11 protein-coding genes are annotated in these 13,280 nt (G+C 61.5%); 1 reads left to right on the top strand and 10 read right to left on the bottom strand.

The genetic code is table 11. From position 1 onward, the window contains the following. Window positions 1-28: 28 nt before the first annotated feature. From rsxB to dusA, 5 genes are all read right to left on the bottom strand, one after another. Window positions 29-754 (bottom strand): electron transport complex subunit RsxB, encoded by a 726-nt coding sequence (rsxB, locus tag ACIGHN_RS12860; protein ID WP_396504819.1) that lies wholly within the window; start codon window positions 752-754, stop codon window positions 29-31. Next, the gene (locus ACIGHN_RS12855) at window positions 754-2,457 is read right to left on the bottom strand and encodes a polyhydroxyalkanoate depolymerase (protein ID WP_396504665.1); all 1,704 of its coding nucleotides are present in this window, start codon (window positions 2,455-2,457) and stop codon (window positions 754-756) included. Before ACIGHN_RS12855 ends, rsxB begins: the two co-directional genes overlap by 1 nt. 207 nt (window positions 2,458-2,664) lie before the next feature. Further along, window positions 2,665-3,771, bottom strand: a complete 1,107-nt coding sequence (locus ACIGHN_RS12850) for a GTP pyrophosphokinase family protein (protein WP_396504664.1) — start codon at window positions 3,769-3,771, stop codon at window positions 2,665-2,667. Between the two features lie 193 nt (window positions 3,772-3,964). Then, a complete protein-coding gene (locus tag ACIGHN_RS12845; protein WP_396504663.1) occupies window positions 3,965-4,489 on the bottom strand; it encodes a GNAT family N-acetyltransferase in 525 nt (174 codons plus the stop codon). Window positions 4,490-4,534: 45 nt separating this feature from the next. Continuing rightward, window positions 4,535-5,593 carry a tRNA dihydrouridine(20/20a) synthase DusA gene (dusA, locus tag ACIGHN_RS12840; protein WP_396504662.1) on the bottom strand — a complete coding sequence of 353 codons (1,059 nt, stop codon included), beginning with the start codon at window positions 5,591-5,593 and terminating at the stop codon, window positions 4,535-4,537. Between the two features lie 136 nt (window positions 5,594-5,729). Between dusA and ACIGHN_RS12835 the strand changes: the two genes are divergently transcribed. Further along, entirely contained in the window at window positions 5,730-6,812 is a 1,083-nt protein-coding gene (locus ACIGHN_RS12835) for a tyrosine-type recombinase/integrase (RefSeq protein ID WP_396504661.1), read from the top strand. A 43-nt stretch (window positions 6,813-6,855) separates the two neighbouring features. Here the strand turns inward: ACIGHN_RS12835 and ACIGHN_RS12830 are convergent, their stop codons facing one another. Genes ACIGHN_RS12830 through ACIGHN_RS12810 form a run of 5 tightly spaced genes read right to left on the bottom strand, consistent with a single transcriptional unit; the run spans window position 6,856 to window position 13,213 of the window. After that, the gene (locus tag ACIGHN_RS12830) at window positions 6,856-8,133 is read right to left on the bottom strand and encodes a hypothetical protein (protein ID WP_396504660.1); all 1,278 of its coding nucleotides are present in this window, start codon (window positions 8,131-8,133) and stop codon (window positions 6,856-6,858) included. Between the two features lie 30 nt (window positions 8,134-8,163). Beyond that, window positions 8,164-9,321: an AAA family ATPase gene (locus ACIGHN_RS12825; RefSeq protein ID WP_396504659.1), complete on the bottom strand. Its 1,158-nt coding sequence runs from the start codon at window positions 9,319-9,321 to the stop codon at window positions 8,164-8,166. Then, window positions 9,302-9,895, bottom strand: a complete 594-nt coding sequence (locus ACIGHN_RS12820; RefSeq protein WP_396504658.1) for a hypothetical protein — start codon at window positions 9,893-9,895, stop codon at window positions 9,302-9,304. Before ACIGHN_RS12820 ends, ACIGHN_RS12825 begins: the two co-directional genes overlap by 20 nt. After that, entirely contained in the window at window positions 9,888-12,122 is a 2,235-nt protein-coding gene (locus tag ACIGHN_RS12815; RefSeq protein WP_396504657.1) for an Eco57I restriction-modification methylase domain-containing protein, read from the bottom strand. Before ACIGHN_RS12815 ends, ACIGHN_RS12820 begins: the two co-directional genes overlap by 8 nt. Next, a complete protein-coding gene (locus tag ACIGHN_RS12810) occupies window positions 12,119-13,213 on the bottom strand; it encodes a DNA adenine methylase (RefSeq protein ID WP_396504656.1) in 1,095 nt (364 codons plus the stop codon). The genes ACIGHN_RS12815 and ACIGHN_RS12810 overlap by 4 nt, the downstream gene beginning before the upstream one ends. Window positions 13,214-13,280 lie beyond the last annotated feature (67 nt).

Genomic DNA, 13,280 nt, shown 5'->3' with positions numbered 1-13,280 from the left:
GGCTGCCGCGGGCCAGCCCGTTCGCGTACTAGCGGGGCGCCTGCGCCCGGCGTTGCCGGGCACGTTCCATCGCGGCTGCGATGGCCGCCTTGCGCACTGCCTGGGCGTCGTCCGCTGCGCCCATTGGTGCGGGCGCAGCAGCGTCCGTGGCATCGCTGCGCGGGGCCGACGGCGCGGCGGTCACGGCACCATCTGCGGGCTCATCGTCCGCTATCGCATCCAGCGGCAAGCGCTCGCGGTGTGCCGCGTAGCGTTGCTGCGCCTGCCGGGCCAGAGGGGCCGACCAGGCCGCCCAGCCAGTCGCAGTGCCGGTCACGTTCTCCAGCTGGATGCAATCGACCGGGCAGACCGGAATGCACAGCTCGCACCCCGTGCAGTAGGGCTCGATCACGGTGTGCATCACCTTGTTCGACCCCACGATGGCGTCGGTGGGGCAGGCCTTGATGCACAGCGTGCAACCGATGCACCAGGATTCATCAATGAAGGCCACAGCGCGCGGTGCTTCCTGGCCGTGCTCCGCGCTCAGGGGCGCTGCCGGCAGGCCGGTGATGGCCGCCAGCCGTTCGATGCCTTCGGCGCCCCCCGGTGGGCACTGGTTGATGGCGGCCAGGCCGTCAGCGATCGCCTGGGCGTATGCGCTGCAGTCCGGGTAGCCGCAGCGCGTGCACTGCGTCTGCGGCAGGGCCGCATTGATCCGCGCCGCGAGCGCGGCGGTGGCGGCAGGCGGCGTGGGTGGCGTGCGAAGCGCGGCGATCAAGCTTTGCGCGCCGCGCCGCGGCGGGTGCGGGGCGTGGCCGCTGCGGTAACGGAGGCCTTGGCCGATTCGGGCGCATCGGCGGTGGCGGCTGCAGCAGCAGGGCTGGCAGCCCCGGTGGCCGTCGCCTTGCCGCGGCCTGCCGCGGCCGGGGTCACCCAGCGGGTGGCCACGGCAGGCGCTGCGGCCGACGATGCGGCAGCAGCGGCCGATGCGGCCTTGGGGGCTGGCTTGGACCCAGTCTTTGCGGCTGCTTTCGTGGCTTTGGCCGCAGGCTGGGGCGCTGTCTTGGTGGCTGCTTTGGCCGGTGCCGACTTGGCTGGAGCGGCTTTTGGCGCGACCGCCTTGGCTGCGACGGCCGCTTTCGGAGCCGGCGCAGCGGGTGCGGGCGGGTTGTCGTCCGGCGTTTCGATCACGCGGGGAGCGGCTTTCTTCTGGGGCTTTTCGTGGCCGTGGATGAAGGCGCGCACTTGCGGATACACGACTTCGCGCCAGCGGCGGCCGCTGAAAATACCGTAGTGGCCTGCGCCCTTGGCTTCCAGGTGGCGCTGCTCCTTGTGCACGATGCCACTGCACAGTCCGTGGGCTGCCTCGGTCTGGCCGGAGCCGGAGATGTCGTCAAGCTCACCCTCCACCGTGAACAGGGCGGTGGTCTTGATGTCCTCGGGGCGCACACGCTCGATCTTGCCGTCCGGCGAGCGCACGTCCCAGGTGCCGTGGACCAGCTTGTATTCCTGGAACACCGTCTCGATGGTTTCCAGGTAGTAGTCGGCGTCCATGTCCAGCACGGCGTTGTACTCGTCGTAGAACTTGCGGTGGGCTTCCGCGCTCGCGTCGTCGCCCTTGATCAAGTCCTTGAAATAGTCGTAGTGGCTGGTGGCATGCCGGTCGGGGTTCATGGCCACGAAGCCGGTGTACTGCAGGAAGCCGGGGTACACGCGGCGGCCGGCCCCTGGGAAGTTGTCGGGCACGCGGTAGATCACGTTGTTCTCGAACCATTCGTAGCTGCGGTTCGTGGCCAGGTTGTTCACCGCCGTCGGCGACTTGCGCGCGTCGATGGGGCCACCCATCATGGTCATGGTCAGCGGCGTGGTCTCGCCGCGGCTGGCCATCAGGGACACGGCGGCCAGCACGGGCACCGTGGGCTGGCACACGCTGATCACGTGGCAGTTGCCGTAGATGCCTTGCAGGTGGCGGATGAACTCCTGCACGTAGTTCACGTAGTCGTCCAGGTGGAATTCGCCGTCCGACAGTGGCACCAGGCGCGCGTTTTTCCAGTCGGTGATGTAGACCTTGTGGTCCTTGAGCATGGTGCGCACCGTGTCGCGCAGCAGCGTGGCGTAGTGGCCCGACAGCGGAGCCACGATCAGCACCACGGGCTGGGCCTTGAGCTTGACCAGGGTCGCCGGGTCGTCCGAGAAGCGCTTGAAGCGGCGCAGCTCGCAAAACGGCTTGTCCAGCTCGATGCGTTCGTGCACCGCCACGCCAACGCCGTTCACGTCCACCGAGGGAATGTCGAACGATGGCTTTTCGTAGTCCTTGCCCAGCCGGTACAGCAGGTCGTAGCCAGCGGACATGCGCTGCGCCAAGGGGCTCTGGCTGAAGGGCGACAGAGGATTGCTGTAGAGCTTGGCAGCTGCTTGAGCGAAATCAGTGAAGGGCTCCATCAGAGAGCGCTGTGTCTCGTAGATGTGGTACAGCATGGGCGAAACTCCGTTATGTTGCAGTGCAATATAGCAGCACTTGGTAACAAGCGCATGGAGGAAAACCACCAGTCTCAAGTCGCCTATGCGACATGGCGTGCGGCCTGCAGTGTGCCGGCCTGCTCGGCCGCACTATCGTTGGTCCACTATCAAATCAATAGCACGTTGCGCTGAGCAGGCCAGCGCCACTGCATGTTTCGAGCGTGGTCAATGCGGTTTGGGCTCGCCCTGTTCCTGCATCCACGACTCGAAGGACTCCCGCGCCGAGTTGCGCAGGGCGGGGCGAAACGCTGCCTTGTTGCTCAGGTACAGGCAGTGCCGGATCACGGTGTAGGGGTTGAAGCTGGCTTTAGGGTTTTGCTCCTCAAAGTGCTGCTTGTAGCGCTTGACCACGCCCACCGTCTCCCGCATCAGCGCGTTGAAGCGTGCGCGGGTCATGCCGGGCGACCATGCCTGGATGTCGTCCACGAAGCCGTCCACCTTGGAGGGCTCGAATTCGAAGTCCTTGAAGAAGTGCGTGGCGATCTTCAGGAAGGTGAATGCGTTGAGCTCGCTGCTGGGCGCTGCCGCCTTGGCCGGTGCCTGGGCGCCATCGACATCGCCTTCCGCCGCAGCGTCATCGCCGGGCAAGGGCTCGGCAGTCTCGTCCGGCGCCTGCAACAGCTCGGCGGCGGTGGCGTCGCGGATCTGGCGGAACTCGCGGTCGGCCAGCTCGAACAGCGCCGACAGCACGTTGATGCGCCGCTTGAGCTGGCCCGGGATCGACTTCTTGTACTTGATGCGGTGGTCCAGCACGCTCCAGGAGTCCTGGATGATGGTGCGCACCTGCAGCTCGAAGGGCAGGTGCGCATAGGCCGCATGCTCCGGCAACGAGCGCTCCGCGGCAGACAGGCGCAAGTCCAGGTGCAGGCCCTTGTAGCCGAACGATGCCTCGGTGCTCTCCACCGCGCTGACCTTGTCGGTCACGTCGATCACCGCAAAGTGCGCGCGCATGATCTGGGCGATCTTCTCCAGCTCGTCTTCGTACAGGCACACCACGCGCACGCCGATCAGGTCGGTGATGTAGCTCTGGATGTCGTACGGCGTATTGCTTTCTTCCAGCGCCGGGCGGTACTTGCGGATGAACTTGCGGATGCACTCGTCGGCATCCTTCACCCGGCCCTCGACCTTGGTGATGTCCACCCCGCCAGCCTGCGTCACGGTGGCCGCGACCAGGCCGGTCAGTGCCGCACAGGCGTCCTCCAGCGCGGCGGACTGTTGCGCGTAGAACGTGCGGAAGGCGGATTCCTCCAGGTCGAAATCAAGCGATGGCATGCCGTGTCTCGGATGTTGTTGTTGAATGGGTGAAGAGTGCAATCGCAGGCTTGGGTTCCGCGCCCACAGAGCATAGCTGTCAGCGTGGTGGTGGATCGCTTCCCCGAGTGTGTTCGCAAATGCAAAGGCGCCGTGCCGGACGATTGCCCATCATGGTGCGGACGGCCACCACTGCCACGGCCCGCCACAGCACTCAGTCCGCCAGAACAGCCCAGCGCTCATGGTCCCGCCAGTGTCCGTCGATTTTGAGGTAGCGCGGCGAGAACCCCTCCTGCACGAACCCGCAGCACCGTACCAGTGCGATGGAGCGCAGGTTGCCGGGCTGGATGTTGGCCTCCAGGCGGTGCAGCTTCAAGACCCCAAACGCGTGCAGCAGCACTTGCTGCAGGCCTGCGCGCATGCGCCCTTGCCGCTCATGGCCCGCGAACGCGTAGTACCCGAGATAACCACTGCAAAACGCTCCCATCACGATCTGGGTGATGTTGATCACGCCGGCCATCTCTTCGGCGCCGTCAGCGGAGCGCAGGCACACCAGAAAGCTGTGGTTGCTGCGCGAGTCCATTGTTGCCAGGAAGTCCGAGAACGCCTTTGCATCGCACGGTGCGGTGGTCCAGGGCGCGTGCAGCGCACGGCTTTGGCAGGCCAGCGCGATGAAGCGGGGCGCATCGGCCATCACCGGCGGGCGCACAACGACTGCGGGCCGCGCGCCTGGCGTCACGGAAGGCTCGGATTCCAGCACCTTGCATCCCGCCAGAACGCCAGGTCAGGCCACGGCCTGCGCCAATGGTTCTGCAGCAGCGTCCGGCGCCGTGTTGGCATAGGACGCCATGGCCAGCGCATGCACCTCGCGCGCCGGGCGGTCCTTGAGCAGGTGGTTGCTCCACACCTGGCGCCAGATGCGCGCGCCGGGCAGGCTGTGGCGCAGGCCCAGCATGTGGCGGGCGATGTGGGGCCAGGGCGTGCCGTGTTGCGCGGCCTCGCGCTCCATGTACTCGACCATGGCCAGCTCCACCTCTTCGCGGGTCAGGGGGCAGGGCATACCACCCTGACTGCCGTAGTAGAGCTGGTCCCAGCGCGCCATCCACCAGGGGTTGTGGTACGCCTCGCGGCCGATCATCACGCCGTCCAGGTGCTCCAGCTGCTGCAGCACCACATCGTCGGTCTGGATGCCACCGTTGATGGCGATGGTGAACTGCGGAAACTCGGCCTTGAGCTGGTGGACCACCTCGTAGCGCAGGGGCGGGATGTCGCGGTTTTCCTTCGGGCTCAGGCCCTGCAGCCACGCGTTGCGCGCGTGCACGATGAACACGGTGCAGCCCGCCTCGGCCACGGTGCCGATGAAGTCGCGCACGAAGCCGTAGTCTTCGGCCTTGTCGATGCCGATGCGGTGCTTGACCGTCACCGGCACATCCACGACGTCCTTCATGGCCTTCACGCAGTCGGCCACCAGCTGTGGCGCCTTCATCAGGCTGGCGCCAAAGGCGCCGCGCTGCACCCGGTCGCTGGGGCAGCCGCAGTTCAGGTTGATTTCGTCGTAGCCCCATTCCTCGCCCAGCCGCGCGGCGTGGGCCAGCTTGTCGGGCTCGTTGCCGCCCAACTGCAGGGCCACCGGGTGCTCTTCGCTGTTGAAGCGCAGGTGGCGCTCGGTACCGCCGTGGATGATGGCGCCAGCGTTCACCATCTCGGTGTACAGCAGGGTCTGGCGTGTCAGCAGGCGATGGAAATACCGGCAGTGGCGGTCAGTCCAATCCATCATCGGAGCCACGCTAAGCCGCCAAGGCGATAGATTTTCAGTACGTTGTTGATTTTGCTCTAAATTCATTCTCCTGCCCTCGGGTGTTGCCTGCGTATTTCAGGGCATTTAACGGGATAAAAACGCCCCAAGTGCAACGATTCGGTGCAACTTGACGATACAGTTGCACCGCATCATAAAAGCAAGTTGCACTGGAGATCACAACATGGCGTCAGTCACACCACGCGGCGATAAATTCCTCGCACAGGTTCGCATCAAGCAGGGCGGCGCCCTGATTTTCTCAGAGTCGAAGGTCTTCGACACTCGGGCTCAAGCAGCGTCCTGGGGTGATCGCCTGGAGGCCAAGGTCAAGGCGGAGGGGCCGGCCAGGCACGCCTCCAGCAAGATGACTGTTGGAGATCTCGTCCGCAAGCACCTCGATGCGCAGTTGGTGGTGCGCCCCCTCCTGGGACGCTCGACGATCCACAACCACAACAAGATCGCGGACGAGTTCGACAAGATCCTGATCCGCGACCTCAAGCCCAAGCACCTGATTGACTACGCGATCCGGCGGAAAACCGAGGATGGGGTTTCACCCGCCACCATCAAGTCCGACCTTTCCCCGGTGTCAGCCGCTTTCGGCGTCGCCCGCATTGCTTACGATGTCGACGCCGATCCCGCGGTCATTCAGGAGGCCATGCACTACCTCAACAAGCAGGGCCTGGTTGCCAAATCCCGCGAGGTCATCCGCTGGGTGGACGGGGAGGAGGAAAAGGCGCTGTTAGCCGAGTTTGCGCGGCGCAATGCGCACCACCAGACAACCATCGACATGGCGCAGCTTTACAAGTTTGCGCTAGCCTTCCCACGGCGACTGAGCGAGCTGGGGCGCCTGCAATGGAAGGACATCGACACCAAGCGCCGGACGATTACCCTGCGCCAGGTGAAGCACCCAACCAAGAAGGAATACAACGACCAGGTGGTACCCCTTCTCACGCCGGCCTGGACCTTGCTGGAAGAAATCCCGAAGCTGGACGCCCGCATTTTTCCGTACAACATGGAATCCGCATCGTCCGCATTCGAGCGCGCGCGTGATCGCATTGCGGAAACAGGGCTACCCAAAATCAAGGACTTACGGTTCCACGATCTGCGCCACACCGGCATTTCGATGCTGTTCTGGTACGGGTTCAAGATCGAGGAAGTTGCCTTGGTGTCTGGGCACACGAACTGGAACACCCTGCGCCGATACACGCACATCCGGCCGGAAGATCTGCACCGCCGGTTCGAGGCACTGAAGCCGGCGGCGGGGTGAGCGTAGACGGGACTCGAAACCGGAAATGCAAGGCATCTGGACATCAAGCAAAGACAGCAGTCATACCCACAGCGAAGTTGGCGGCAAATTGTCTGAGTCCTCCCGTCTTTGAAATCAGACGGCTCTCGATCTGGATGCCCACGATCTGAACCGCATCGACCACAGCCTTTTCAAAGACCGTGCAGGTGCCCACAGGCTGCGGGGCGTCGCTGGGCTGCGCAGGATAGGCCAGCGCCACCAAGTTGCATCCGGTGGCTTTGGCGAAGGCCAGGGCCTCGTAAATGTCTGCTTCACCGATGCGAAGCTGTCCCTTCTCTACGTGGCCTTTGTATTTGGCATCCAGCAGAATTCTTGGCCTCAAGCCATCGGGCTCAATCACGCAGTCCGGATACACCGAAAGCTTGCTCACAGCACCCGTGCTGATCTTGGTCTTGGTCCCCAAGGGGTAGCCTCGTTGAGGCACTACGGCATTGCGACCAAAACCCAATCGAGCAGCGACCGTCAACAGGTCTTCCCACACCCGCCACGTATCGACCAAGTAGCCCGGTGCATGTGCTTGCCCCTGCTTGTAGTTGAGGCCCAAGCCTCCAAGCACATCAATGGAGAGCTCATGCAGTGGTTTCCACGCTCTGTGTCGTGCAGGAATGGGTTTGCGACGATTGGCAGGGGCATTTTGAGGCGAGAGGTCTTCGATCAAACGCACCAGGGAACTTGCAGCCGATGGGTCGCTCACCTCTGGCAGCAGCTCCTTGGCCGCAGCCACGATGTTCCCATTCCAACCGTTCTTGCGATTAAAGCGGATGAGCTCTTGCTCAAAGCCATCGGAAGAGGGAAAGATGAGGTCCACCGGGTCGGGGTCCCCATCGATGAAAAAGTCTGCCTCACGCACCCTGCGATAGCTGCGCAGCGGGCGCCGTTTTCGAGCCTCGTACATGCTCGTGATGGAACGCGCCACCAACGTGGAGAGGTCGCGTGGTGTACCTCCTGAGGCCGAGAGGCGTTCAGAGGCCAAAAGGCGCCCATGCCTTGAAAGCGTGGAGAGAAAAAAGAAGTCCTCGCGCCACGCAGCATCGGTGTCATCGAGTCCCAAGAATTTGGGCGCAACCTCCAATTCCAGTGAAGGCGCCAAGCGAATGAGGCCCGCAAAATCGATGGCCCGTGCGCCTTTAGCATCCACACTGATGGGGTTGTAGTTGAGCCGAAGGCTCGATGCCGCACGACTCCCAGCCTCCATCAACAGGCTGTTGGCCTTCGTGCGATCTACCCCGATGGCATCAACAATCGCACGGCTCAGGTCAACGGGTGCACCGTACTCAACCAAGGACAGCCGTGTTCGGGTGTGCGCCACGCGCTACCCCCGAGGATTGGCAAATGCCCGCAGTGCCGCGTAGATGTTCCCCTCAGCAAAATTCGTGGGGCCTTCCAGGCGAAACCGCAAGTCATCGGCAAAGGTCGTCTCGATGATCTTGAACGGATTGAAAGCTGGGCCATCAAGTGCATTGAGGGCAGTAGCAATGCCACGGGTGTCCCCGAAGAACACCTCTTCCACGTGTGCTCGCACCTTGGCCCAACCCACGCACAGCGCGCCCAGAGCCTCAGGAAGTGCCAGCGTTTGGGGCTTCACATCCGACATCAGCACGCCATGCCCGATCTGAAACTCGGGGCCACGCCCAAGCGCAATTTGGGTATTCACAGCCCCCCATGCACGCACCGATGCTTCCAAAGCATCGCCCACGTTGGCAGGCACATCAGGCAGAGCATTAGCACCCTTTGCACCAAGTCCATAGAAGGCACGCAGCGCTGCTTCATCAGGCTCCAAACGCAGAGGCTCCCAACGGCGCAAGAACGCCACATCCAAAGGCTCCACCGAAGCATCCGCTTGGTTCATCGCCGCCAAGATGTAGAGGTCATGAGGCAAGGCGTACTCGATCACATCACCCGTCTTGGGATCGAGCATTTCAAAGAACTGCGTTTCGGCGCGCTTTGCCCCATCAGAGGCCAGACGTTTGTCGGGCTCAATGGCCACGATGGCGCCACCAAACACCTGCACTGCTGGTCCTCGGTTGATTTCGTCAATGATCAACAGAGCAGCGCCATCAGGAGCCTTCGCATGTTCACTGGCACGGTACAACGTGCCCTTCACGATGGTGAAATCTGCGGTACCTGCCGCCTTGTTCACGGCGGGTGTGATGCCCGATACGAAGTCTCGGTTCTTGGAATTCTGGTGAAAGACCGTCCGAAAGACCTTGCGATCCGCTTTAGTCGCACCAGGAAATTGATGACTCAAAGCATCCGAGGCCTTCTTAGCCGGAGGAATGGGAACAGGGTTATTGGGATCATGCTTTGGCACAGCGTCCGACTGTTGGCCAGGAGGTGTCAAGAATGCGAGCGCAACCTCAGCCAACAGCTTTGACTTGCCTGTGCCAGGCGGCCCAGACACAAGAACGTTCCTGGATCGTGCCAGAAGCTTCAACGCCTGCTTGCAGTCCTCAGACACATTGTTTGCCATTGCAGAATTTCTCGGAGGTTGATATGTCGATGAATCCCATGGCGGCAACGTTCTTGGCTCGTTTGGCGTCCAAGCATTCGAGAAGCGGCGTACTGACAGACTCATCCCAAGCGCCTGGGGTGCGCAACGAAGCTTCCTCGACAAAATGTGGCCATACTGAACCATCATGTCGCTGGATCAGGAGCAGCAATATCCTGTTGCCTGCACTAGCCTTCGGAATCGGACGGACCTGAAAGCACGCGTACTTGTGTACTTGGGCAATCCGAAATTCATTGCGCTTCAAGTAAGGTGGCTTCAACAAAGCGGTGGCCTGCTGGTGCTCGCCGTTCTGGTCAATCCAATTGAAAAGACCCTTGAACTGAGCGTTTCCCGCCTTGTTTGTCTTCTGCTCAATCTCTGGGAATAGCTGCTTTAACGTATCCTTTACTTGGTCAACCGATCCAAAGCGCAGGTCCCTTGCTCCGCCCCCAGCTTCGGCATCATTGTTCGACTTGGCCAGGAACTTTTTTCGATCCCCGTCCAGAATTTCCTTGAAAACCAGTCGTGCGACTTGTTGGCTTGCAGCCTCAGCCATAGTTTTTATCCCCCAAACCAATTTCGATTTCTTCGCCCCCAAGGGCGAGCTCTGAGGGCACATAAGCCATGGCCCCCAACGCACATGCCTCCACCGCACGGCGCGACCAAACTGTAGTGCGACTTCCTGTGCGCTTTGCCATAGCGGCCAAAACAGTGTCTCGGGTAATCGTGGACTTGGCCTCTCCCGGCAGCCCCATTTGGCCCCGATCCAAAATCGGGAAGTCTTGGAGCACCAGCTCCATATCCTTCAAATCAAGCCCATAGGCCACGGCCACTTCGGCATCAATTTCCCCACGAAGCTGCGCCATACGCTCGTAGGTTTCTCGGGTAGCTCCGGCGCCATCGAGTGTGCGCAATTCGCGCGCAGCACTCACCAGCTTCTGCCATGGCAAGCCCTCTTTGGCGAGCTTTGGCATGGGAACGCTTTGCAGCAAGAAGTAATTCACCGTGGTGGTGAGCACGCGCCGAAGCATCCAGTCAAAAGCAAAGCTGTTGGCGATGGACACCCACACGAGCAACCGCTCTTCCGAGGGGTCATCGGGGAAAAGAATCGTGGGCACTTTGTTGCCACAGACCACCCCAGCCGGAATCAACGAGGCCATGAGCGAGCGCTCATTGGTTTGACCTGCAATGTCGCAAAAGCCCACGCGCAGCACATCCGCACGGTGCTGGTTTGCACGGGGCATGTCAGATGGACGAATCCAAAACTGCGGAGAGAGGCGCGAGCCTCCGATGGGGAAGGCCTCCCACAGTGCACTGCGGCCAGTGCCAGACACATGCCCTTTCACACCAAAGCGATGGGCATGCACCATGCGCCCTTCCACCAACGGGAGAGCACCTGTGGTGGCACGACTGAGGAACTTGGGGCGCTCCTTGGTCATATCGACTTCACGGCAGAACTTCGGAGTCCAGCCACAGCCCAGCTCTTTCCACGACACACCGGCTTCTGCGATCTTCGAGAAGAGCTTCCACTCGGCAACGCTACGGACCTCAGGAAGGCTCAAATCGTCCCGAACTGCCGCCAGTGCTGCACGTCCAATGGTGGCGGTGCCCGTCGTCTCCAACCCCGTGGGAGTGCCCCGTTCGTGCAAGAGCGTGATGGGCTCACGCTTGCTCTTTTCAGAGCCAGCTTTGGTGAGGGCCACAGCCAAAAATTTAAAGCGCGTGTCGATGGCAAAGAACCGTGCACGGTTGTCGATGATCGAGAGCGACACGCTTTGGCTGGCGTCAAGAATCTTTTGCCGCATGGCCTGAGTGCCTTGCGAACGAATGAGGCCACCGGGGATCAGCGCAGCCACAACCCCCTGCCCTTTGCACAGTTCAAAGAAGAGGTCCGTGAAGGCGATGTAGAGGTCTGGCTCACCGTTGCCCAAATCCGGGTAGCGCGCCAAGAGGCGCCGGGAATAGTTGGCAACCTCATCGCGCTGCTGAGCAAAGCGATCTTCATCAAGCCCATGAATCTGAGCCCCGTAGTGGCGCTGGGTGCCTGAGGACTTCAAGAACTCATGCCGCGAGAGCTTGACCTTCTCCCACGGGGGGTTTCCGATCACCGCATCAAAGCCCTCAGGGGCCATCGCAGCCCAGACCTTGCGATCTGCCATCAAGCTATCGCCACAGTGCCAACGCGCACGCATGGCTTTGAGAGCCGATACATCGTCGGTAAAGGAGGCCAGCGCCAGCAGTGCTGCGCGCAGTGAATTGGCCGAGAGGTCCGCTGCACACACGCCATGAGCCAGCCAATGACCTGTCTTGGCTCGGTCCATGCCACACACCGCATGGGTCAGTGCTGCAAGCAAAATTCCCGCACCACTTGCCGGATCAATTACCCGGCTCTTGTGGGTGAGCTTGGGGGCTGCGAGCTGCGCCAGCCGTGTGGCCAATCGAAAGTCCGTGTGATACGCGCCCGTGCTCTTTCGGTCCTGTTCATGCAGGGCTTCGCGTGACAAGGCACTCAGCGCCAATGCAGGATGAATCGGTGAGCGCTCGATGGCACTAACCACGGGGACGGCAAGCTCCAAGAGCTCTGCTGCCGAGCGCTTGCTCTTGGTTCCAAACGCCTCATGAAATGCTGCCAGGTCGAATCCACCAAAGCGCGCCGATGCTGCCTCCAATACTTGAAGACGAAGCTCAAAACTCGCTGGCCCATGACCTCCACCCACAGCCCGTGTGAGGGCAGCTTCTGCTGGGGACAGGTACTCCGCTTCAACGGGACGCGGTGCACTCATGCATAGCTCTCCACGAGGATGGGTTTGGTCGCTTTGATGGCCTTTGGCTGCGGCTTGGGAAGCTGTGTCAAGGGGCGCTCCACCACCACCAAAAACTCGTTTACATCAGACGCGGTGCTGCTGGCAACCTTGTTGGGTCGATAGCGCCCAATGGCCCCTAGCGGGTGCATCGTGGACTTGCCGATCTTCGAGAGCTCTGCCTTCATGTCGGGCATGCTGATGTGCCCTTCACTGCTGTACGAGAGCAGCACCTTTTGAGCCTTCAAGCCTTTGACCAAGCGCGAAAGTGTTTTGAGCGCACGGGTCTTGTAGCAAAAGTCCGAAGCCAAAACCTTCCAAGGACGGAGCCCTGCAACGCCCTCCACCTCAGGCTCATCGCCAAGAGCTACGGTTTCAAGGATGTGGTAGTAGCTTGCGTATTGGCGCTTGGTGTAAGGGGGGTCCAGATATACCAAGTCTTCCACGGCATTCGGCACGTCAAACACATCCCCCACCCTAGCTTCCACGCGCACACCACTGGCTTTGAGATCTCGGCAACGCATCGCAATCTTGTCTTGCGATTGACTGGTCCACTTGGAGAGGAAGCAGCCAAAGGTTCCCGCAATGTTGGCCACCCGATTGAGCGCTCCAAAGAGGTCTGCAATGAGCAGGCGCTCTTCCACTTCATCAATGGTCCCGGCCTCTACCCACTCACCGATCAATAAACGCATCGCGTCGATGCGCGCTGCGTTCTCTTGGGTGAAATAGCGCCGTTCAAGACCACACGTATCCATGGAAGCTGGGCTGTACTCGCGCCACATGAAGCCGTGCTTGGGCTTGGCAGCATTGAGATTAGCGACGGCCTTGGCGTAGCCCCCGATTTTCTTGAACGCCGCTTGCTCACTGCTGATGAGGCGTGCTCCTGCGGAAATCACCGCAGAGTGCAAGCTGTCATTGATGCGCACGTTCCAGCCAAGATCAGCGGCAGCCTCAGCCACCACGCCCGTGCCACAGAAGGCATCCACAAAGAAGGCCCCATGTTTAGGGTGCCCCATGTACGCAGTGATCTGATCGATAAGCCGAGACTTCGAACCGATGTAGCGGAAGGTCATACCGCTGCTCCCACGTGCTCCCTACGGTCTGCACGCGCCCGCTTGTGGGCAGGAGGGGTAGCTTTTT

The organism is Acidovorax sp. NPDC077693 (assembly GCF_044542805.1).
Classification (GTDB): Bacteria; Pseudomonadota; Gammaproteobacteria; order Burkholderiales; family Burkholderiaceae_C; genus Acidovorax.
The sequence above is the reverse complement of the archived record's forward strand: the minus strand, read 5'-3'. Positions and strand labels throughout refer to the sequence as shown.